This is a genomic window from Streptomyces zhihengii (assembly GCF_016919245.1).
Classification (GTDB): Bacteria; Actinomycetota; Actinomycetes; order Streptomycetales; family Streptomycetaceae; genus Streptomyces; species Streptomyces zhihengii.
On record NZ_JAFEJA010000001.1, the window covers coordinates 4,130,357 to 4,152,302 of the forward strand.

Annotated in this window: 18 protein-coding genes and 1 tRNA gene; 7 read left to right on the forward strand and 12 right to left on the reverse strand. The window is 71.0% G+C overall.

The window, feature by feature from the left end:
• Positions 1 to 155: 155 nt before the first annotated feature.
• On the forward strand, positions 156 to 704 hold the full coding sequence (locus JE024_RS17300) for a helix-turn-helix domain-containing protein (RefSeq protein WP_205374457.1): 549 nt from the start codon (positions 156 to 158) through the stop codon (positions 702 to 704).
• A gap of 46 nt (positions 705 to 750) precedes the next feature.
• Positions 751 to 2,022 carry a serine/threonine-protein kinase gene (locus JE024_RS17305; protein WP_205374458.1) on the forward strand — a complete coding sequence of 424 codons (1,272 nt, stop codon included), beginning with the start codon at positions 751 to 753 and terminating at the stop codon, positions 2,020 to 2,022.
• Between the two features lie 25 nt (positions 2,023 to 2,047).
• Here the strand turns inward: JE024_RS17305 and JE024_RS17310 are convergent, their stop codons facing one another.
• From JE024_RS17310 to dnaA, 12 genes are all read right to left on the reverse strand, one after another.
• A complete protein-coding gene (locus JE024_RS17310) occupies positions 2,048 to 3,499 on the reverse strand; it encodes a hypothetical protein (protein ID WP_205374459.1) in 1,452 nt (483 codons plus the stop codon).
• Complete coding sequence (locus JE024_RS17315) at positions 3,496 to 5,463, reverse strand: vWA domain-containing protein (RefSeq protein ID WP_205374460.1); 1,968 nt, start codon at positions 5,461 to 5,463, stop codon at positions 3,496 to 3,498. The genes JE024_RS17310 and JE024_RS17315 overlap by 4 nt, the downstream gene beginning before the upstream one ends.
• A 183-nt stretch (positions 5,464 to 5,646) precedes the next feature.
• A complete protein-coding gene (locus JE024_RS40775) occupies positions 5,647 to 5,781 on the reverse strand; it encodes a DLW-39 family protein (protein WP_003958712.1) in 135 nt (44 codons plus the stop codon).
• A gap of 179 nt (positions 5,782 to 5,960) precedes the next feature.
• Positions 5,961 to 6,034: transfer RNA gene (locus JE024_RS17325), tRNA-Ile, on the reverse strand.
• A gap of 83 nt (positions 6,035 to 6,117) precedes the next feature.
• Entirely contained in the window at positions 6,118 to 6,687 is a 570-nt protein-coding gene (locus tag JE024_RS17330) for a DUF3566 domain-containing protein (protein WP_205374461.1), read from the reverse strand.
• 114 nt (positions 6,688 to 6,801) lie between these two features.
• Positions 6,802 to 9,420, reverse strand: a complete 2,619-nt coding sequence (gene gyrA, locus JE024_RS17335; protein WP_205374462.1) for a DNA gyrase subunit A — start codon at positions 9,418 to 9,420, stop codon at positions 6,802 to 6,804.
• Between the two features lie 41 nt (positions 9,421 to 9,461).
• Complete coding sequence (gene gyrB / locus JE024_RS17340; RefSeq protein ID WP_280521562.1) at positions 9,462 to 11,534, reverse strand: DNA topoisomerase (ATP-hydrolyzing) subunit B; 2,073 nt, start codon at positions 11,532 to 11,534, stop codon at positions 9,462 to 9,464.
• A gap of 409 nt (positions 11,535 to 11,943) precedes the next feature.
• Entirely contained in the window at positions 11,944 to 12,480 is a 537-nt protein-coding gene (locus JE024_RS17345; RefSeq protein ID WP_205374463.1) for a DciA family protein, read from the reverse strand.
• Complete coding sequence (recF, locus tag JE024_RS17350) at positions 12,477 to 13,604, reverse strand: DNA replication/repair protein RecF (RefSeq protein WP_205374464.1); 1,128 nt, start codon at positions 13,602 to 13,604, stop codon at positions 12,477 to 12,479. The genes JE024_RS17345 and recF overlap by 4 nt, the downstream gene beginning before the upstream one ends.
• A 55-nt stretch (positions 13,605 to 13,659) precedes the next feature.
• Entirely contained in the window at positions 13,660 to 14,607 is a 948-nt protein-coding gene (gnd, locus tag JE024_RS17355; protein WP_205374465.1) for a phosphogluconate dehydrogenase (NAD(+)-dependent, decarboxylating), read from the reverse strand.
• 32 nt (positions 14,608 to 14,639) lie between these two features.
• Positions 14,640 to 15,770 (reverse strand): DNA polymerase III subunit beta, encoded by a 1,131-nt coding sequence (dnaN, locus tag JE024_RS17360; protein WP_147987257.1) that lies wholly within the window; start codon positions 15,768 to 15,770, stop codon positions 14,640 to 14,642.
• A gap of 1,026 nt (positions 15,771 to 16,796) precedes the next feature.
• Positions 16,797 to 18,803 (reverse strand): chromosomal replication initiator protein DnaA, encoded by a 2,007-nt coding sequence (gene dnaA, locus JE024_RS17365; protein WP_205374466.1) that lies wholly within the window; start codon positions 18,801 to 18,803, stop codon positions 16,797 to 16,799.
• Between the two features lie 360 nt (positions 18,804 to 19,163).
• Here dnaA and rpmH point away from each other — a divergent pair, with 360 nt between their 5' ends.
• Genes rpmH through JE024_RS17390 form a run of 5 tightly spaced genes read left to right on the forward strand, consistent with a single transcriptional unit; the run spans position 19,164 to position 21,849 of the window.
• Entirely contained in the window at positions 19,164 to 19,301 is a 138-nt protein-coding gene (rpmH, locus tag JE024_RS17370) for a 50S ribosomal protein L34 (RefSeq protein ID WP_018846094.1), read from the forward strand.
• A gap of 18 nt (positions 19,302 to 19,319) precedes the next feature.
• Positions 19,320 to 19,691, forward strand: a complete 372-nt coding sequence (rnpA, locus tag JE024_RS17375) for a ribonuclease P protein component (RefSeq protein WP_205374467.1) — start codon at positions 19,320 to 19,322, stop codon at positions 19,689 to 19,691.
• Entirely contained in the window at positions 19,688 to 20,047 is a 360-nt protein-coding gene (gene yidD / locus JE024_RS17380) for a membrane protein insertion efficiency factor YidD (protein WP_147987254.1), read from the forward strand. Before rnpA ends, yidD begins: the two co-directional genes overlap by 4 nt.
• Positions 20,048 to 20,050: 3 nt before the next feature.
• Positions 20,051 to 21,325 carry a membrane protein insertase YidC gene (gene yidC, locus JE024_RS17385; RefSeq protein WP_205374468.1) on the forward strand — a complete coding sequence of 425 codons (1,275 nt, stop codon included), beginning with the start codon at positions 20,051 to 20,053 and terminating at the stop codon, positions 21,323 to 21,325.
• 14 nt (positions 21,326 to 21,339) lie between these two features.
• The gene (locus tag JE024_RS17390) at positions 21,340 to 21,849 is read left to right on the forward strand and encodes a Jag family protein (RefSeq protein ID WP_205374469.1); all 510 of its coding nucleotides are present in this window, start codon (positions 21,340 to 21,342) and stop codon (positions 21,847 to 21,849) included.
• Positions 21,850 to 21,946 lie beyond the last annotated feature (97 nt).

The following is a 21,946-nucleotide window of genomic DNA, read 5'->3' on the forward strand; positions in this document are numbered from 1 at the left end:
ACCGTGCTCAAGAGTAGCGGGTCACCCCCGTGATCCTGCAAAAGGATTGGGAGCACGGGACTTCCCAGGGGCCTCCCGGTGGACGACCACGCTCCGTAAGATGCTCCCGAGGTTCGCAGCAGCGAAGCCGCTTGGGGAAGCGATGGGGAGACGCAATGGACGCAGCGCAGCAGGAGACGACCGCAAGAGCCCGGGAACTGCAGCGCAGCTGGTACGGGGAACCGCTCGGGGCCCTGTTCCGCCGGCTCATCGACGACCTGGGGCTCAACCAGGCCCGTCTCGCGGGGGTACTCGGGCTGTCGGCTCCGATGCTCTCCCAGCTCATGAGCGGCCAGCGCGCCAAGATCGGCAACCCGGCCGTGGTCCAGCGGGTCCAGGCGCTCCAGGAGCTCGCGGGCCAGGTGGCCGACGGCAGCGTCAGCGCAGTGGAGGCGACGGGCCGGATGGAGGAGATCAAGAAGTCGCAGGGCGGCTCCGTGCTCACCGCCACCGGCCAGTCCACCGGCACCTCCGGGGCGCCGACCGTGCGCCGCGTCGTCCGTGAGATCCAGTCGCTGCTGCGCTCCGTCGCGGCGGCGGGCGACATCATCGACGCGGCCGATTCCCTCGCCCCCACCCACCCCGAACTGGCAGAGTTCCTCCGGGTGTACGGCGCGGGCCGGACGGCGGACGCGGTCGCGCACTACGAGGCGCACCAGAACTGAGCGAGGCGGACGCCTCCACGAGGGAACCGGGAGCGGGCGCGGCACCATGGGCGAGGTCTTCGCTGGTCGGTACGAACTGATCGACCCGATCGGGCGCGGCGGGGTCGGCGCGGTCTGGCGCGCCTGGGACCACCGGCGACGCCGCTACGTGGCGGCCAAGGTGCTGCAGCAGAGCGACGCGCACACCCTGCTGCGCTTCGTGCGCGAGCAGGCGCTGCGCATCGACCACCCGCACGTGCTGGCGCCGGCGAGCTGGGCCGCCGACGACGACAAGGTCCTGTTCACGATGGAGCTGGTCAGCGGGGGGTCGCTGGCCCATGTGATCGGCGACTACGGGCCGCTGCCGGCCCGCTTCGTGTGCACCCTGCTCGACCAGTTGCTGTCCGGGCTCGCCGCGGTGCACGCGGAGGGCGTCGTGCACCGTGACATCAAGCCGGCCAACATCCTGATGGAGGCGACCGGCACGGGCCGGCCGCATCTGCGCCTCTCCGACTTCGGCATCTCCATGCGCAAGGGCGAACCCCGGCTGACGGAGACCAACTACGTCGTCGGCACGCCCGGTTACTTCGCGCCCGAGCAGATGCTCGGCGCGGAACCCGACTTCACCGCCGACCTGTTCGCGGCCGGCCTGGTCGGCCTCTATCTCCTGGAGGGCCGCAAGCCGGACTCCCAGGCCCTCATCGAGCACTTCGCCCGGCACGGCACCCCCGGAGCGCCACAGGGCATCCCCGAGCCCCTGTGGCAGGTCCTCGCCGGTCTCCTCCAGCCCGATCCCCAGGCCCGCTTCCGCACGGCGACGGGCGCGCGCAAGGCGCTGAGCGCCGCGGTGGAGGCGCTGCCGGACGCCGGGCAGGGCGAGGAGCCGGTCGAGATCTTCGACCAGCTCGGCCCGCTCCCCGCGGGCTTCGGGCCCGCCGGACCCGAGCGCGAGGGGCAGGCCGGCACCGCGCCCGAGCGGTCCGCCGCCGAGCCGCCGGCGGCCTCGGGGACGGGCAGCTTCCATCTGGCGCCGCCGCCGCGGCAGCCCTCCCCCGAGCAGCCCGCCGCGCCCGCTCCCGCCCACCCCGGGCCCGCCCCGGCCCACGCTCCCCAGGACCCGACGGCCCCGGTGCGGTACGAGCAGCCGCAGACGCGCGCCTACACGGCGCAGCACCCGCACGCCCCCGCCGCCCCCGCCGCCCCGGTCGCCCCGGCCGGGTCCGCGCCCGTTCCCGCGGTGCGCACACGGACGGGACCGCCCCCGAAGGTGGCGGTCCCGGTGCTGGTCGTCGCGCTGCTGTGCTTCGCCGTGGGCATCTGGGCCCTGACCCAGGTCTGATCACCGCTCGCGGGCGGCCGCGGGGCTACTGCCCGGGCGGCGGACCGTACGGTCCGTACCCGTATCCCTGGCCCGGACCGCCCTGCGGCCCCGTGCCCTGGGGCGCGGTGCCCTGGGCGGGCGGGTAGCCGTAGCCCGCCGGATGGCCTGGCGCGGCGTGGGCCTGTGCCGGGAGCGGCACCTGGCCGCCCGGGCCGGCCGCCGCGCGGCGGCGGGCGAGCAGCGTCCAGACGCCGAGCCCGAGCACCAGCAGCGTGCCCGTGCCGATCCCGGCCGCGGCCACCACGCGCATGGTGGCGCTCGTGGACTCCTCGGCGGCGTTCCTGCCGCTGTCCGCCGCCTCCTGGTCGTCGTCGGTGACCTGGAAGTCGCCGGCCGGGCCGTCGTAGCCGGGGCCGGAGCGGGCCTCGCCCTCGATGTTCACCCGCAGCGTCAGCGGCAGGGGCTCGTCCCCGAACTCGTCGGCGATCTCCGGGTTGAGGGTGACCGAGAGGTAGTACCAGCCGGCGAACCGGACGGCGCTCACGGTGCTGTCGGAGTCGAAGCGGTTCTCGTAGGCGACGGGCGGCAGCGGGTCGAGGGCGAGGGACTTCTGCTTGCCGTCGTAGTAGACGCCGGACTGCTCGTCCACCAGCCCGCGGGCCGGGTTGTGCAGCGCGAGGGCCAGCGCGCTGCTGACGCTCCCGGGGTCGGCCGCCGTGCTGCTGCCGAGGTCGGCGCTGACGAACACCTGCTGGCCCCAGTCGACGGGCACCCGGTAGAAGAGCGTCCTGCCCGGCCGGATCTCGTCCTGCCACTCGCCCTGCGCGAGGCCGGTCGCGTCGTGGAAGCCGTTCCCGCCCGCCCGCGCGACGGGCCCGCCCGCCGGGGCGGCGGGGGAGGCGGAGGGCCAGTCCTCGGGCGCCGCCGTGGGCGCCTGCCCGCTCAGCGCCGGCTCCGTGACGAAGCGGATCTCCACGTCCCACGGGTCGGGCGACGAGGTGGCGTCGCCGGTGCGCTCCAGCAGGACGTAGTAGGTGCCCGCCTCCTGGCAGGTGCTGCTCTCCTTGTCGACCCGGCGGCTCGCGTAGTCGGCCACCGGGCGGGCGTAGGCCGCCGAGCCGAAGCGGGCCTCGCCCTCGCTGCACGCGGTCCCCGACCGGTTCTCGACGCTCACCGACAGTTCGTCCGCGTAGGCGACCTTGGTCGCGAGCTTCGGGACGGCGACGGCCGAGACATAGGCGTTCACCGTGGCGTCGAGATCGACGCGGTAGTAGCGCTTCTCGCCGGGCCTGATGCTGTCCTTGTACGTCGAACCGGCCGTGAGGGCCGGGCCGTTGCTGTTGACCGCCGTGCCCGTGACGGGCTTCGCCGCGCTGTCGAACGTGTAGGGGTTCGGTTCCCCCGCCGCCCCGGCCGGTGCCGGCGCCCCGGCCACCGCGCAGACCGCCGCGACCCCGGCCAGCGCCAGCCGTGTCCTGCCGCGCTGCCTCTTCACGCGCTTCTCCTCGTGCTCGATGAGTCCGTCCGGGCGCCGGGCGGGTGTCCGCCGGAGCCCGTGACCGCCGCTCTGCGCCGCAGCAGGACCGCCAGGGCGGCCGCGGCCAGGACGCCGCCGCCCGCCGCGGCGGCCGTCGCGGCGCCGGACCATCCTGCCCCGGCGCCGGGGGCGCTGTCTCGGGCCGCGGCCGAATCACCCCTGTTGTCCCCCGCGCCGGCGTCCCGGCCGCCCAGGGCGGGCGCGTCGCGCTGCGGCCCGGCCAGCGCGTCGCCGAGCACGGACACCCGCAGCACCACGCCGATCCCCGTGTCCCGGGCGATCTCGGCGGCCCGCGCGCCGAGGGTCACGGCGATGTAGAAACCGCCGGTGGAGTGCACCGGCACCACCTCCGGGCGGTGTTCGCGGCGGTTGGCCCAGGCGACGGGGACGGTGCCCATCTCCAGGACGGCCGGGCGTCCGTCGTAGGCCGTCGTACGGCGGAACCCGGCGGCGCCGGAGCCGACCGGCACCCGTGCCGGGGTGTACACCTGGGTCGCCCCGTAGGAGCGCACCGGCGAACCTCCGCCGGTGGACGCCTCGTCGGCGAACTCCACGTCGTAGCGGAGCTGCTGGCCCCAGCCGACCGGCACCTTGTACCAGAGCGTCTGGGACGGCAGCAGCGTGTCCCGCCATGCCCCGTCCGCGATCTCCTCGGCGTCGTTGAAGCCGGTGCCGCCCGCGACCGGCGTCGGGTCGCCCGCGGGGAGCACCGCGTCCGCGCCGGCGCCGTAGCCGGGCTGTGGCCGGGCAGGCGTCGCACCGCCGGCCGGCGGCTCCTCGACGGCGTGGGTGAGCTCCAGGGGCCAGCGGGCGGCGTCCGCGTCAGCCGTGCCCTCGCGCTCCACCACCAGCCGGTAGCGGCCCGCCGCGTCGCAGCTCCCGGCGGCCCGGGCGGTGGGGACACGTGTCACGGCGGAGGTCAGCGGGGCCGCTCCCTCGTCCTGGCCGAAGCGCGCGCTCCCCGAGCCGCAGACGCCGTCCGCGCCGCGCACGATCCGGGTGCGCAGGCCGTCGTCCGCGCCGACGGCGGTGCCGGGCTGGGGCACGGCGGTCGCGGAGAAGGTCACGGTGGAACGGGCGTCGAGGGCGACGGTGTAGTGGCGCCGCTCGCCGGGACCGATGGTGTCCAGGTACTGGCCCGGCGCGAGCGGCGGGGCGTCCCCGGGGCCGGGTGTGCCGGTGACCCGCGCGCCGCGGAGGCGGTAGCCGTCGGCGGACAGGCCGGCGGAGCGCTGGAGCTGGCGGGCGAGGGCGTCCGCGTCGGGGGCGTCGTAGTAGCGCCCGTTGCCGGCCCCGGCCACGCATTCCAACTCCTCGCGTGCGGCGCCCTCCACCTGGAAGCCGACGGTGTCGACGCGCAGCCCCGCGTCGGCCCCGGCGAGCCGGGCGGCGACCTCGCAGGGGCGGGGAGCGCCGCAGGTGTCCTCGCCGTCGGAGACCAGCAGGACGGTGCGGGTGGCGAGCCGCCCGCCGGACGGTGCCGGGAGGTCCCGCGCCGCCTCGGTGAGCGCGAGCCCGACCGGGCTGCCGCCCTGGGGCCGCACGCCGCGGACGGCGTCCTTCAGGCCCGCCCGGTCGAGCGGCCGCACGGGCAGCACCGCGCGGGTGTCCGTGCAGCCCGGGGAGCGGCCGGCGCCGTGGACCCGCAGCCCGGTCGGATGGCCGTCGGGGAGCGCGTCGACGACGGTGCCGACGGCCTGGCGGGCCGATTCCATCCGGCTGCGCCCGGTGCCGTCGTCCTCGGCCATGGAGGCGGAGGAGTCGAGCACCAGCACCAGGCCGCTCCCCTCCGCCGTCCGCGGCGCCCTGGCGCCCCGTCCGGCGGGCTCCGCGCCCGCGGCGGGCGGGGGCGCCGCCGCCAGCACGAGCAGCGCCGCACCGATCGCGGCGACCGCCGCCCGACAGCGCCGTCCTGCTCTCACCGTGTTCCCCCTCCACAGCCTCGCTTTGCTCACGCAAGCTAGTGATTTGCGGGGGTGAACTCAAGGGGGTTGCGTCACGGTCCGGCAACAGCGCGTGCGGAAAGGCGCCCGCGCGGGCCCCCGGAACGGCACGAAGCCCCGGCCGCGTGAGCGGCCGGGGCTTCGTTTCCAGGACTGTGCGTCTCAGACACCCGAACCTGCGGGCACGGAGTCGGTCGCCTCCGTCCACAGATCCTGCTCGGCGCGATCCGCCTGGATCTGGCGGTACACGAGGAGCCCGCCGATGGCGGCCAGTGCGACCAGGAGAAGCTTCTTCACCGCGCGACCTCGTCTTTCCTTGACGTATGAGGACTTCTGGCGCCCGACTATACACACCGACCGATACCGATCGGTGACCTGAGTGCACCGGCCGGGCGCACCCCCGGAGCCCCAACTCGGCTGCCGGGAAAACGAGATCGGCCCGGGCGGAGAATCTCCGTCCGGGCCGATCGTCACTGTGGGGCTAACAGGATTTGAACCTGTGGCCTCATCCTTATCAGGGATGCGCTCTAACCAACTGAGCTATAGCCCCTCCGCGCTCCCGCGCTGACCTCTGAAGATTAGCGCACCCACCGGGCAGCGCCAAAATCGGAATCCGAGGACTCCGGCGGAGCGCTACTCGTCCTCGGCGAGCGTGAGCTCCACACCGCCCACGAAACCGGCGGAGAGGTTGTAGATGAAGGCTCCGAGCGTCGCCAGGGCTGTGGCCAGGACCACATCGATCACCGCGACGACCGAGGTGAACACCAGCACCCGGGGCAGCGAGAGGAACGACTGGAGGTCGAATCCGTTGCTGTCACCGGAGCCGGTGGCGTCGCTGATCTGCCCGCCCACGGTGGAGAAGACGCCCATGGCGTCCATGACCATCCACAGGACCGCGGCCGCGACCACGGTGCAGATGCCCAGGGCGATCGAGAGCAGGAAGCTCACCTTCATGACCGACCACGGGTCGGCCTTGGCCACCCGCAGCCGCGCCTTGCGCGTCCGGGGCGTCGTGCTGGCGCCGGTGCGCGGCCTGCGCACGGCTCCGCCGCCCTGACGGCCGGCCTGCTGCCTGCCGTCCTGGGCGCCGCCGGGCGAGGGATACGCCTGCGGCGGGTGGTACGGCTGGCCGGCCTGCTGCGGAGCAGGCTGCTCGCCGCCGAACATCTGGTACTGGGGCTGCCCGCCCCTGGTGTCGGTCACCGTAGTCCCCCTGTCGTCAGCGGTGGGGTGCCCACCCTGGGAGTCCGCGGCAGGGCCACGGGCACCGTTCGCTCCGGAAGCGGCCGCTCCGGCGCCCGTGGCTCCACTCACGCTCTACTCCTCGTGCTCCCCTGCCGAGGGCGGGGTGCCCTCGGCGGCCGCCTCGGCCGTCTCGGGGTCGACCGGCTCGGACCCGTCGACCTCTTCGGCCTCACGGCCCGCCTCGGCGTTGCGTGCGATGCCGACGACGGCATCACGCTTGCCCAGATTGATCAGTTGGACGCCCATGGTGTCACGGCCCGTCTCCCTGACTTCGTTGACTCGCGTACGAATCACACCGCCGCCCAGCGTGATGGCGAGGATCTCGTCCGTCTCCTCGACCACCAGCGCGCCCACGAGCGAACCGCGGTCCTCCACGATCTTCGCAGCCTTGATGCCGAGGCCGCCACGACCCTGGACGCGGTACTCGTCGACCGGGGTCCGCTTCGCGTACCCGCCGTCGGTGGCAGTGAAGACGAACGTACCGGGCCGGACGACATTCATCGAGAGCAGTTCGTCGTCCGCGCGGAAACTCATGCCCTTGACGCCCGAGGTCGCGCGTCCCATGGGACGCAGCGCCTCGTCCGTCGCCGTGAAACGGATCGACTGCGCCTTCCTGCTGATGAGCAGCAGATCGTCCTCGGCGGAGACCAGTTCGGCCCCGATCAGCTCGTCGTCGGCGCCGGAGTCCGTCTCGCGGAGGTTGATCGCGATGACACCGCCGGAGCGCGGGGAGTCGTAGTCCTTCAGCGAGGTCTTCTTGACCAGACCGGCCTTGGTGGCGAGCACCAGGTACGGGGCGGCCTCGTAGTCGCGGATCGCGAGGATCTGGGCGATCTGCTCGTCCGGCTGGAAGGCCAGCAGGTTGGCGACGTGCTGGCCGCGGGCGTCCCGGCCGGCGTCCGGGAGCTCGTACGCCTTCGCCCGGTAGACCCGGCCCTTGTTGGTGAAGAACAGCAGCCAGTGGTGGGTGGTGGAGACGAAGAAGTGGTCGACGATGTCGTCCTCCTTCAGCTTCGTGCCGCGCACCCCCTTGCCGCCGCGCTTCTGGGACCGGTAGTCGTCGGTCTTGGTGCGCTTCACATAGCCGCCACGCGAGATGGTGACGACGATGTCCTCCTCGGCGATCAGGTCCTCGATGGACATGTCGCCGTCGAACGGCACCAGCTTGGAGCGGCGGTCGTCGCCGAACTTGTCGACCAGCGCGGTGAGTTCCTCGCTGATGATGGCGCGCTGCTTCTCCGGCGAGGCCAGGATCGCGTTGTACTCGTTGATCTTGGCCTGGAGCTCGTCGTGCTCCTGGATGATCTTCTGGCGCTCCAGGGCGGCGAGCCGGCGGAGCTGCATCTCCAGGATGGCGTTCGCCTGGATCTCGTCGATCTCCAGGAGGTCCATCAGGCCGCCGCGGGCGACGTCGACGGTGTCGCTGCGCCGGATCAGCGCGATGACCTCGTCGATGGCGTCCAGGGCCTTGAGCAGGCCGCGCAGGATGTGCGCCCGCTCCTCGGCCTTGCGCAGCCGGAAGCGGGTGCGCCGGACGACGACCTCGACCTGGTGGGTCACCCAGTGGCGGATGAACGCGTCCAGCGAGAGCGTGCGCGGCACCCCATCGACCAGGGCCAGCATGTTGGCGCCGAAGTTGGTCTGGAGGTCGGTGTGCTTGTAGAGGTTGTTCAGCACGACCTTGGCGACCGCGTCGCGCTTGAGCACGATCACCAGACGCTGGCCGGTGCGCGAGGAGGTCTCGTCGCGGACGTCGGCGATGCCGCCGATCTTGGCGTCCTTCACCAGGTCGGCGATCTTCTGCGCCAGGTTGTCCGGGTTGACCTGGTACGGAAGCTCCGTGACGACCAGGCACTGCCGGTTCTGGATCTCCTCGACCTCGACGACCGCGCGCATCGTGATGGAGCCGCGACCGGTGCGGTACGCCTCCTCGATGCCCTTGCGGCCCACGACCAGGGCGCCGGTCGGGAAGTCCGGCCCCTTGATCCGCTCGATCAGGGCGTCGAGCAGCTCCTCGTGGGTGGCCTCCGGGTGGTCCAGCGCCCACTGGGCGCCGGCCGCGACCTCGCGCAGGTTGTGCGGCGGGATGTTGGTGGCCATACCGACCGCGATACCGGCGCTGCCGTTGACCAGCAGGTTCGGGAAGCGGGCCGGCAGGACCGTCGGCTCCTGGTTGCGGCCGTCGTAGTTGTCCTGGAAGTCGACGGTCTCCTCGTCGATGTCCCGGAGCATCTCCATGGACAGCGGCGCCATCTTGCACTCGGTGTAGCGCATGGCGGCGGCCGGGTCGTTGCCCGGGGAGCCGAAGTTGCCGTTGGAGTCGACCAGCGGCATCCGCATCGACCACGGCTGGGCCAGGCGCACCAGGGCGTCGTAGATCGAGGAGTCGCCGTGCGGGTGGTACGTGCCCATGACGTCGCCGACGACGCGGGCGCACTTGTAGAAGCCCTTCTCGGGCCGGTAGCCGCCGTCGTACATCGCGTACAGCACCCGGCGGTGGACGGGCTTGAGTCCGTCCCGGACGTCGGGCAGCGCCCGGGACACGATGACGGACATCGCGTAGTCCAGGTACGAGCGCTGCATCTCGGTCTCGAGACCGACCGGCTCGATCCGCATCTGCGGACCCTCGTCCTCGGTGGTCACAGGGGTAGGGGTGTCCCCGCCGGAGGCAGGGGAAGTCTCGTCGGCCATTGCTGGTCTTCGGTCCTTTCGTGCGGTCAGCTGAGACCGACTCAGATGTCGAGGAAGCGGACGTCCTTGGCGTTGCGCTGGATGAACGAGCGCCGCGCCTCGACGTCCTCACCCATCAGCACCGAGAACAGGTCGTCGGCCTGGGCCGCGTCGTCCAGCGTGACCTGGCCGAGCACCCGGTGCTCCTGGTCCATGGTGGTCACCCGCAGCTCCTCGGCGTTCATCTCGCCGAGGCCCTTGAAGCGCTGGATCGAGTCCTCCCTGATGCGCTTGCCGGCCTGCTTGCCCATCTCGACCAGGGCGTCGCGCTCACGGTCCGAGTACGCGTACTCGAAGTCGTCACGGCCCCACTTGATCTTGTACAGCGGGGGGCGGGACAGGAACACGTGCCCGGCCTCGACCAGCGGCCGCATGAAGCGGAACAGGAACGTCAGCAGCAGGGTGTTGATGTGCTGGCCGTCGACGTCGGCGTCCGCCATCAGGATGATCTTGTGATAGCGCAGCTTCTCGATGTCGAAGTCCTCGTGGACCCCGGTGCCGAAGGCCGAGATCAGCGCCTGGACCTCGGTGTTCTGCAGGATCTTGTCGATGCGCGCCTTCTCGACGTTCAGGATCTTGCCGCGGATCGGCAGGATGGCCTGGTACATCGGATTGCGGCCGGACTTGGCCGAGCCGCCGGCGGAGTCTCCCTCGACGATGAAGATCTCGCACTTGGTGGGGTCGTTGGACTGGCAGTCGCTCAGCTTGCCGGGCAGCGAGGCCGACTCCAGCAGCCCCTTGCGGCGGGTCAGGTCGCGCGCCTTGCGGGCCGCGACCCGGGCGGTGGCCGCCTGGATCGACTTGCGGATGATGTCCGCGGCCTCGTTCGGGTTGCGGTCGAACCAGTCGGTCAGGTGCTCGTGGACGACCTTCTGCACGAAGGTCTTCGCCTCGGTGTTGCCCAGCTTGGTCTTCGTCTGGCCCTCGAACTGGGGCTCGCCCAGCTTGACCGAGATGATCGCCGTCAGACCCTCGCGGATGTCCTCGCCGGAGAGGTTGTCGTCCTTCTCGCGCAGCAGCTTCTTCTCGCGGGCGTAACGGTTGACCAGGCCCGTCAGCGCGGCGCGGAAGCCCTCCTCGTGGGTACCGCCCTCATGGGTGTGGATGGTGTTCGCGAAGGAGTACACGCCCTCGGTGTACTGCGAGTTCCACTGCATCGCGATCTCGACCGAGAGCATCCGCTCCTTGTCCTCGGCCTCCACGTCGATCACGGTCGGGTGGATCAGCTCGCCCTTGCGGGAGTTGAGGTACTTCACGAAGTCGACGATGCCGCCCTCGTAGTGGTACTTCACCGTCCGCGCCGGCTGCTCCTCGGCCGTCTCGGCGGCGTCCGGGTCGTCGGCGTTCATCGTCGCCTTGGCCGACTCGCGCTCGTCGGTCAGCGTCAGGGTCAGGCCCTTGTTGAGGAAGGCCATCTCCTGGAAGCGCCTGGCGAGCGTCTCGAAGGAGTAGTCGGTGGTCTCGAAGACGTCCGGGTCCGCCCAGAAGGTGACGGTCGTGCCGGAGTCCTCGACCTGCTCGTGCTGGGCGAGGGGCGCGGTGGGGACGCCGAGCTTGTAGTCCTGCGTCCAGCGGTAGCCGTCGCGCTTGATCTCCACGGAGACCTTGGTGGACAGCGCGTTCACCACGGAGACGCCGACGCCGTGCAGACCGCCGGAGACGGCGTACCCGCCGCCGCCGAACTTGCCGCCCGCGTGCAGGACGGTGAGGACGACCTCGACGGCCGGCTTCTTCTCCACCGGGTGCATGTCGACCGGGATGCCGCGGCCGTTGTCGACGACGCGCACGCCGCCGTCGGCCAGGATCGTGACGTCGATCGTGTCCGCGTGCCCGGCGAGGGCCTCGTCGACGGAGTTGTCGACGACCTCCTGCACCAGGTGGTGGAGGCCGCGCTCTCCGGTCGACCCGATGTACATGCCGGGGCGCTTGCGGACCGCGTCAAGGCCCTCGAGGACCGTGATCGCGCTGGCGTCGTACGAGGCGCCGGCCTCGCCGCTCCCACCGGCAGTGTTGGACGGGATGTTCTCGTTGGGGTTGCCGGAATCGGCCACGAAGCGCCCTTTCTGGCACAGCACAGGCCGTTCTCCGGGGTAGCGGGACCGGCTGCGTCGTTCGGCTGCTAATCGACGTGTCCCGCCTGGAGGCGGGATTGTCCACCAGTCTACCGGTACCGGCGACCCGAATGGGGGTTTGCCGGTAGCTGAGTCCGCATGTGCCGCCCTCAACCGCCTCCGTCCGACTCCCCATATCCGGGAAGGGGCTCCAAGAGGCTCACAGCCGCTTTGAGCGCTTCGGCCTGTCAACCCTCCGCTACCCAGAGGGACGCCCCGTCGGCCCCGGCCGTCCCACCCCGGCACAGGGGCCCCGGCGCCCGGCCCGGAGCGGGTCCCGAAGCGGTTCGGGGAGCGGGTCCCGAGGCAGGCGGCGACGGGGTCCCGACGCAGGGCACGACGGGTTCACAGCGGGGTCGTGACGCGGCCGCGCTCAGCCGTAGGTGTCCCCCGGCCCGGTGCTCCCGGGCGCCCGCAGCGGGCCGTAGCGGCGCTGCGGACCGCCCGGCCCCAGCACCTTGATCGCGCGCACCGTCCCGTGCCCGAGGTCCTCGTTGAGCCGGGCCACCAGCCGCGGCGCCAGCAGCCTCAGCTGGGTCGCCCAGGCCGTCGAGTCGCACTGCACCGTCAGCAGCCGCTGGTCGGGGTCCTCGTCGTAGCGCAGCGGTACGCAGTGCTTGGCCAAGTCGTCGCCGACGATCTGCGGCCAGCGGCCCATCACCCCGCCGACGGCGGCCGGTGTCTCCCAGCCCCGCTCGGTGATCAGACGGTTGATCGCCGCGCCCAGCGGCAGCGGGTCGCGGCCGTCCGCCCGCGCGCCGGAACGCAGCCCGCCGCCGCGCCTGGCCTGCTTCTTCTGCTGCGCCGCCGCGCCCCGCGCCCGGGCCTGCTCCTTGGCGGCCCGCAGCGCGACCCGGGCCAGGTCCACCCCGGACGGCTCCGGGACGGCCCGCTCCTCGTCGCCGCTCATACCCGCGCCACCTCTCCGCCGGCCACGGTGTACCGGGCGCCGCGGAGCACGCCGGGCACGTCGTCGTCGACCGCGGCCGTCACCAGGACCTGCTCACCGGGGGCCACCAGCTCCGCCAGGCGCTCCCGCCGGCGGGCGTCCAGCTCGGCGAAGACGTCGTCGAGCACGAGCACCGGCTCGTTGCCCTCCGCGCGCAGCAGGTCGTAGGAGGCGAGCCGGAGCGCCAGGGCGTAGGACCAGGATTCGCCGTGGCTGGCGTAGCCCTTGGCGGGCAGCCGGCCGAGCCCGAGCAGCAGGTCGTCGCGGTGCGGGCCGACCAGCGTCACGCCGCGCTCGATCTCCTGCTTGCGGACGTCGGCCAGCGCGGCCATCAGCTGCTCGTAGAACTCCTCGCGCCCGTGGGCCTCGCCGGCCGCACCGGCGGAGGAACGGTACTCCAGGACGACCGGGCCGCCGCCGGGGGCGAGGGCCTCGTACGCCTTGTCCGCGAGGGGCTGGAGGGTGGTGATCAGGTCCGCGCGCCGGGCGAGCACCTCCGCCCCGGTTCGGGCCAGATGCTGGTCCCAGACGTCCAGCGTGGACATGTCCATCGACCGGCCGCCGTGCCGCCGGGCCATCGCGGCCGACTTCAGCAGGGTGTTGCGCTGCTTGAGCACCCGTTCGTAGTCGGAGCGGACGCCCGCCATCCGCGGCGAACGCGCGGTGACCAGTTCGTCGAGGAACCTGCGGCGCTCGCCCGGGTCCCCCTTGACCAGCGCGAGATCCTCCGGCGCGAACAGCACCGTCCGGACGATGCCCAGCACGTCACGCGGTCTGACCTGCGACGACCTGTTGATACGGGCCCGGTTCGCCTTGCCCGGGTTGAGTTCGAGCTCGATGAGCTGGGAGCGCTCGCCCTGGGTGACCGCGGCCCGGATCACCGCGCGGTCGGCACCGGCGCGCACCAGCGGGGCGTCCGAGGAGACCCGGTGGCTGGAGAGGGAGGCCAGATAGCCGACGGCCTCGACGAGATTGGTCTTGCCCTGCCCGTTCGCCCCCACGAACGCGGTGACGCCCGGATCGAGAGGGACCTCGACCCGGGCGTAGGAGCGGAAGTCGGCCAGCGACAGATGCGTGACGTGCATGGTGGTGCGCCGACCTTCCCCCGGCGGTTGCGCACCGCCGTGCACAACCTGTGGATTACTTCTTGCTCTCCACCGCGTGGCCGCCGAACTGGTTGCGCAGCGCGGCGATCATCTTCATCTGCGGGGAGTCGTCCTGACGCGAGGCGAACCGCGCGAACAGCGAGGCCGTGATGGCCGGCAGCGGCACGGCGTTGTCGATGGCCGCCTCCACCGTCCAGCGGCCCTCTCCGGAGTCCTGGGCGAAGCCGCGGAGCTGGTCCAGGTGCTCGTCCTCGTCCAGCGCGTTCACCGCGAGGTCGAGCAGCCAGGAACGGATGACCGTGCCCTCCTGCCAGGAGCGGAAGACCTCGCGCACATCGGTGACGGAGTCGACCTTCTCCAGCAGCTCCCAGCCCTCGGCGTAGGCCTGCATCATCGCGTACTCGATGCCGTTGTGGACCATCTTCGCGAAGTGACCGGCACCGACCTTGCCCGCGTGGACCGAGCCGAACTCGCCCTCGGGCTTGAGGGCGTCGAAGACCGGCTGGACCCTGGCCACGTGCTCGGCGTCGCCGCCGTACATCAGGGCGTAGCCGTTCTCCAGGCCCCAGACACCGCCGGAGACACCGCAGTCGACGAAGCCGATGCCCTTGATGCCCAGCTCGACGGCGTGCTTCTCGTCGTCGGTCCAGCGGGAGTTGCCGCCGTCGACGACGATGTCGCCGGGGGACAGCAGCTCGGCCAGTTCGTCGATCGTGGACTGGGTCGCGGCACCCGCCGGGACCATGACCCAGACGACGCGCGGGCCCTTGAGCTTGCCCACGAGCTCCTCGAGGCTGTGGACGTCCGCGACATCCGGGTTGCGGTCGTAGCCGATGACGGTGTGACCTGCGCGGCGGATGCGCTCGCGCATGTTGCCGCCCATCTTGCCGAGGCCGACGAGACCGAGCTCCATCTGAGATTCCTCAATCGTTGTGTGCCGATTCCTACCCGCGTCCGAGCCTACGCCCGGACGCGGGTGCACACCTGTGGGGTCAGGCGCTCAGAAGCCGCTGATCAGCCGCTCAGCCGCACGGGCATGATCAGGTACTTGTAGGCCTCGTCCGCCTCGGCGTCCATCGCGGGCCGGCCGCTCAGCAGCGCGGGCTTGGTGGAGGTCGTGAAGGAGAGCTGGGCCACCGGCGAGTCGATCGCGCTGAGGCCGTCGAGGAGGAACGTCGGGTTGAAGGCGATCGAGATGTCGTCGCCCTCCAGCTCCGCGTCCACCCGCTCCACAGCCTGTGCGTCGTCGCTGGAGCCGGCCTCGAGGATCAGCACGCCCTTCTCGAAGCTCAGGCGCACCGGGGTGTTCCGCTCGGCGACCAGGGCCACACGCTTGACGGCCTCGACGAACGGCGCGGTCTCGATCACCGCCACCGAGTTGAACTCGGTCGGGAAGAGCGTGCGGTACTTCGGCAGGTCGCCTTCGAGCAGCCGGGTGGTGGTGCGGCGGCCGGCGCCCTCGAAACCGATCAGGCCCTCACCGGCACCGGAGCCGGACAGCGCCAGGGTGACGGTGTCACCGCTGGTCAGCGCCTTGGCGGTGTCCAGGAGCGTCTTGGCGGGCACCAGGGCGACGGCGGACGCCTCCGGGTTCTCCGGCTTCCACAGGAACTCGCGGACCGCGAAGCGGTAGCGGTCGGTGGAGGCCAGGGTGACGGTGTCGCCCTCGATCTCGATGCGCACACCGGTGAGGACGGGCAGCGTGTCGTCGCGGCCGGCGGCGATGGCGACCTGGGCGGCGGCGGAGGCGAAGACCTCACCGGGCACGGTGCCGGTGGCCGTCGGCATCTGCGGCAGGGCCGGGTACTCCTCCACCGGCAGGGTGTGGAGGGTGAAGCGGGAGGAGCCGCAGACGACGGTCGCCCGGACACCGTCCGTGGAGATCTCCACGGGGCGGTTGGGCAGGGCGCGGCAGATGTCGGCCAGCAGGCGGCCGGAGACGAGGACGGTGCCGTCCTCGTCGATCTCGGCCTCCACGGACACCCGGGCCGAGACCTCGTAGTCGAAGCTGGAGAAGCTCAGGGCTCCGTCCTCGGCCTTCAGCAGAAGGCCCGCGAGCACCGGCGCCGGCGGACGGGCCGGAAGGCTCCGGGCCACCCAGGCCACCGCCTCCGCGAGTACATCGCGCTCCACCCGGATCTTCACCGGAACCGCCTCCTGCTGTTGCTGGCTCGCCCTGCTGGCCTTCGTCGTCGGCTTGATGCCGGAGACCAGTCTGACGCACGGCGCCGACAGTCGGTGCGGGTCGGGGTCAAGTCGGGTCGAGAGGCAGCGGGGGCTCCGGCGCCGAGTTGTGCACAGGACCCCCTTCCAAGCGAATTCCCCGGTAACTCAGAGTGGGAGTAGTAGTAGGTGCTGTGGAAACCGTGGATAACGCCGTATTCGCAGGTCAGGGCCGGTTTTTTGTCCACTGCGCCTGTGGGCGGTACCGGTGGACAACCCGGTGTCTCTGTGGACGCCCGAAAGTTCTGCACACCCGATGCACAGCCCGCCGCTACTTCTCCCCAGTGCCGTCCCCAGCTTTACCCCGGTTCCCCACAGGCCAATCGACCTCCTTGGTGTGACGCCTTTCACTCGACCCGGTGAGCTGTGGTGTTGCGTTGCCGAACAGTGGACAGGGGTGGGGAAAAGCTGTGGGCAACGGACCCCTGCCTGTGGGCCGCCGGTGGACAACGTGGATCAAGGTCTGTGGACGGCGGCTGTGTCCACAGTCTGTGGAGATCGTTCGGCCACAAATCCACAAGCGGCTGACCTGCCCGGACTTCCGCGGGACCAGGGCGCCTGTGGACCGGTACTGGACAACTTCCCGGTCCCCAGGCTGTGGAGGGAAGATCGGCCCCTGATCTGTGGAGAAGCGCCCCCGACCGCCGGGTATTCGAACACACCCCGTCCGGCTGCGAGGTGTGAACGCGGCTCCGCACGGGCAGTCGAAGCCCTTCGGCGGCTTCCGGAGGGGGCTTCTCCGCGTCCTGCGAGGCGCTCGTCCGAGGCTTCCCGTCGCCTCGCGGGGTCCTGGAGCGGCCCTCCCGTCGCCTTGGGGGCAGACCCGGCGGACGGGGCGCCCCGCCGCCTCGCGGGTCCCTCGGAGGCCCGGGCGGCGTCAGGCCGGGCCCGGAAACGACGAGGGCGCCCGGGGACGAGGTCCCCGGGCGCCCTCGTCGGGCGGCCGTGTCAGCCGTTCTTGATGCGGTTGGTCAGCTCGGTGACCTGGTTGTAGATGGAGCGGCGCTCGGCCATGAGCGCGCGGATCTTCCGGTCCGCGTGCATCACCGTCGTATGGTCCCGGCCGCCGAACTGGGCGCCGATCTTCGGCAGCGAGAGGTCCGTCAGCTCCCGGCACAGATACATGGCGATCTGGCGCGCCGTCACCAGCACCCGGCTCCGGGACGAACCGCACAGGTCCTCGACCGTCAGCCCGAAGTAGTCGGCGGTGGCCGCCATGATCGCGCCGGCGGTGATCTCGGGGGCCGCGTCCTCGCCACCCGGGATCAGGTCCTTGAGCACGATCTCGGTCAGCCCGAGATCGACCGGCTGCCGGTTGAGCGAGGCGAAGGCCGTGACCCGGATCAGCGCGCCCTCCAGCTCCCTGATGTTCCGTGAGATACGGGAGGCGATGAACTCCAGCACCTCCGGCGGGGCGTTGAGCTGCTCCTGGACCGCCTTCTTCCGCAGGATCGCGATGCGCGTCTCCAGCTCGGGCGGCTGCACATCGGTCGTCAGACCCCACTCGAAGCGGTTGCGCAGCCGGTCCTCCAGCGTCATGAGCTGCTTCGGCGGCCGGTCGGAGGAGAGCACGATCTGCTTGTTGGCGTTGTGCAGGGTGTTGAAGGTGTGGAAGAACTCCTCCTGCGTCGACTCCTTGCTCGCGAGGAACTGGATGTCGTCGACGAGCAGGATGTCCACGTCGCGGTAGCGCTTGCGGAAGGTGTCGCCCTTGCCGTCGCGGATGGAGTTGATGAACTCGTTGGTGAACTCCTCGGAGCTCACGTACCGCACCCGGGTGCCCGGGTACAGGCTGCGGGCGTAGTGCCCGATCGCGTGGAGGAGATGGGTCTTGCCCAGCCCCGACTCCCCGTAGATGAACAGCGGGTTGTACGCCTTGGCCGGCGCCTCGGCGACCGCGACCGCGGCCGCGTGCGCGAAGCGGTTGGAGGCTCCGATCACGAAGGTGTCGAAGAGGTACTTGGGGTTCAGCCGGGCGTGCGGCTCGCCGGGCCCCGGCGCGGGGGCCGGCTTGGCGCCCAGCGGACCGGGAGCGCCCGAGGGCACGCCGCGGGGGACCGTCCCCGGCTCGGGGAGGTCGCGCCGCTCCGGCCGCGGGTCGTACTGCTGGCGCTCCGGCGGCCGGTAATCGTGCCGCTCCCGGCCGGACGGGGGCGAGGCGTACGGGTCGCGGTCCTGGAAGCCGCCGAGGCGCTGCTGCTGCCAGCCGAGGTCCTCCGCGCCGCGCGGCCAGGCACCGGGCTCGGGGCGCTGCTGGTATTCGGGGTAGGTGGGGCGGACGCCGGGCAGGCCGTCGTCGGCCTCCGGCCGGCGGCCGTACGACTCGTATGGGTCGTTCTGCCGCGGTCCGTCGAAGCCGTCGCCCTTGCGCGGCCCGTCGTAGCCGTCGTTCTGGCGGGACGGTTCGTATCCGTCGTTCCCCCGGGACGGTTCGTAGCCGTCGCTCTTGCGCGGGCCGTCGTATCCGTCGTTCTGGCGGGAGGTCTCGTACCCGTCGTTCTGACGGGAGTCACGGGAGTCATAGGGGTCCCCGGCGCGGCCGCCGTCGTACGGACCGCCGTCGTAGCCGTCGCCCGGCCGCCCGGAGTCGTATCCGCCGCGGGAGTCGTCGTGCTGAGGGGCTCCGTAACGGGGCCCCTGCTGCTGGTGACGGGGAGGCGCCGGCGCCGGGGGCGGGTCGCCGGCCGAGTCGTCCACGGTGATCGCGATGCGGATGGGGCGGCCGCACTCACGGCTGAGGGTCTCGCTGATCAGCGGTGCGAGCCGGCCCTCCAGGACCCGCTTGCCCCATTCGTTGGGGACGGCGAGCAGCGCGGTGTCCGCGACCAGCGCCAGTGGCTGGCAGCGCTCGATCCACTGCTTGTCCTTGGGCTCGACGCCCTGCTGGCCCTCGTCGAGGAGCTGTTCCAGCACTCGTGGCCACACTGCGGCAAGATCGGCAGGTACGTCAGCCACAAAGCACGCTCTCTCGCAGGTCCCACGAATGTGTGGTTCTCGGGACGGGATGGGAAGTCAGGCAGGAAAAGACCGGGAGTCCAGCCACGGTAGTCGGGCCGACTCGTGCGGTTCAAGTTGTTGTCCACAGCCTGTGCACAGTGGCTCCCGCTGAGGGCCTGGTTTGACCGGATGGCGTAGCCGCGCGTACCGTGACCAGGTCGAGTTGTCGATGGCTGCTGCCGCCTGCCTCCGATGGGCAAAGATCACGGTCTGTGATTGTGAAGCGGTGCACTCGGGCGTAAACGCGAGCTACTCGTGGGCGCACGGTGACAGCCAGGCGATGTCCCGCCATCTACGAATCATTTCTGGAGCCCCCGAGTGAGCAAGCGCACCTTCCAGCCGAACAACCGTCGTCGCGCGAAGACCCACGGTTTCCGCCTGCGCATGCGTACCCGCGCCGGCCGCGCCATCCTGGCGAACCGCCGCAGCAAGGGTCGCGCCAACCTGTCCGCCTGATCTTCATCAGGTCATGACGTGCTGCCTACCGAGAACCGGCTGAGGCGGCGCGAGGACTTCGCGACTGCGGTACGCCGAGGACGCAGGGCGGGACGCCCGCTCCTCGTCGTCCACCTACGAAGCGGTGCCACGGACCCGCACGCGCCTGGGGAGAGCGCCTCCCCGACGTGTGCGGGTTTCGTCGTGAGCAAGGCCGTGGGTGGTGCTGTCGTACGCAACAAGGTCAAGCGAAGACTGCGTCACCTCATGCGCGATCGTCTGTCCGTACTGCCCCCCGGTAGCCTGGTGGTCGTACGGGCGCTGCCCGGTGCGGGCGACGCCGATCAAGCACAGCTGGCCCGAGACCTGGACGCCGCTCTGCAGCGGCTGCTGGGAGGGGGCGCGCGATGAAGTACCCACTGCTGGCGCTGATCAAGATCTATCAGTGGACGATCAGCCCGCTGCTGGGGCCTGTCTGCAGGTACTACCCGTCGTGTTCCCACTATGGATTTACGGCCATCGACCGGCATGGCGCGGTGAAGGGTACGGCCCTGACCGCCTGGCGGATCCTGCGGTGCAATCCGTGGTCGCCGGGCGGCGTGGACCATGTGCCGCCGCGCAAACGACCCCGATGGCACGAAATGCTGCGCGATGCCTTGCGCGGCAGCAAGGGCGGGCACTCCGCCGCCGATGTGCCTGCCCCGGGATCGGCACACGAACCCCCGAGCCCGGCCGCAGAGACCTCGCCCAATGCTCAAGGAGCCTGATTAGTGGACACGATTGCCAGCATCTTCAGTTTTATCACCACACCGGTCTCGTGGATCATCGTCCAGTTCCACAGCCTGTACGGGGCGATCTTCGGTCCTGACACGGGCTGGGCCTGGGGACTGTCCATCGTGTCCCTGGTGATTCTGATCCGGATCTGTCTGATCCCGCTCTTCGTGAAGCAGATCAAGTCGACCCGGAACATGCAGGCGCTCCAGCCGAAGATGAAGGCGATCCAGGAGCGCTACAAGAGCGACAAGCAGCGTCAGTCCGAAGAGATGATGAAGCTGTACAAGGAGACGGGTACCAACCCCCTCTCCTCGTGCCTTCCCATCCTGGCCCAGTCGCCGTTCTTCTTCGCGCTGTACCACGTGCTCAGCAAGATCGCCTCGGGTGACGAGATCGGTGTCCTCAACCAGAGCCTGGTGGACAGCGCCCGTCAGGCGCACATCTTCGGTGCTCCGATCGCCGCGAAGTTCACGGACTCCCCCGAGAAGGTCGAGGCGCTCAACGCCTCCCTGACCGATGTCCGCATCGTCACCGCGATCATGATCGTCCTGATGTCGGCGTCGCAGTTCTTCACCCAGCGTCAGCTGATGCAGAAGAACGTCGACCTCACGGTCAAGACGCCGTACATGCAGCAGCAGAAGATGCTGATGTACATCTTCCCGGTGATCTTCGCCGTCATGGGCATCAACTTCCCCGTCGGTGTCCTCGTCTACTGGCTGACCACCAACGTGTGGACCATGGGCCAGCAGATGTACGTCATCAACCAGAACCCGACGCCCGGCAGCAAGGCCCAGGACCAGTACCTGCAGCGCCTGGTCAAGTCGGTCGTGGCCCACGGTGGCGAGGTCCGCTCGCGCCGCAAGCGCACCATCGTCCAGATGATCGTCGCCAAGAGCACCGCGGACCGCAACGACAACGAGCGCCGCTTCATCACGGGCCTGGCCAAGGCCGGTCTCGCCGCGCAGGCCGACGGCACCGTGATCAAGAGCGACGCGGCGACGGCGGAGGGCGAGGGCGGCAGCGCCGCCCAGCGACGTCACCAGCCGAAGCGCCAGTCCAAGTCCCAGCGTCAGTCCACGACCACCGGCAGTGGCGCGGCCAAGGGCTCGGGCTCCGACACCTCCGACGCGAAGCCCTCCCTCGAGAAGGGCGGCGCCGAGGGAACCAGGTCCAAGGCGACCGGTGGCAAGTCCGCCGGCTCCGCTCGCCAGCCCAAGTCCGGACAGCGCAAGGGCCCGCAGCGCCCGAAGCACCCGTCGTCCAAGAAGTAAGAAGGAGTCCATCCGTGACGGAAGGCACCATCTCCGCCCCCGAGGGTGGCGACACCCTGACGCGCCTCGAGCAGGAAGGCGAGATCGCCGCCGACTACCTCGAGGGTCTGCTGGACATCGCCGATCTCGACGGTGACATCGACATGGACGTCGAGGCGGACCGGGCAGCGGTCTCGATCATCAGCGATGCGGGCACCAAGGACCTTCAGAAGCTCGTGGGCCGGGACGGCGAGGTGCTCGAAGCGCTTCAGGAGCTCACGCGCCTGGCCGTGCTCCGGGAGACCGGCGACCGCAGCCGGCTGATGCTCGACATCGCCGGGTTCCGGGCCGACAAGCGCGCCGAGCTGGCGGAGCTCGGAGCCAAGGCCGCCAGCGAGGTCAAGTCGACCGGGCAGCCGGTGGAGCTCGACCCGATGACGCCGTTCGAGCGCAAGGTCGTGCACGACGCGGTGGCGGCCGCAGGCCTGCGCAGCGAGTCCGAGGGCGAGGAGCCCCAGCGCTTCGTCGTCGTGCTCCCCGCCTGATCAGCTTGTTCCGTCGGCCCCGTCTGTTCGCAGGCGGGGCCGATCTTTGTCAGCCTGATAGTCAGCCCACCACAGTCCCTATGCGGCAGTGCGGTAC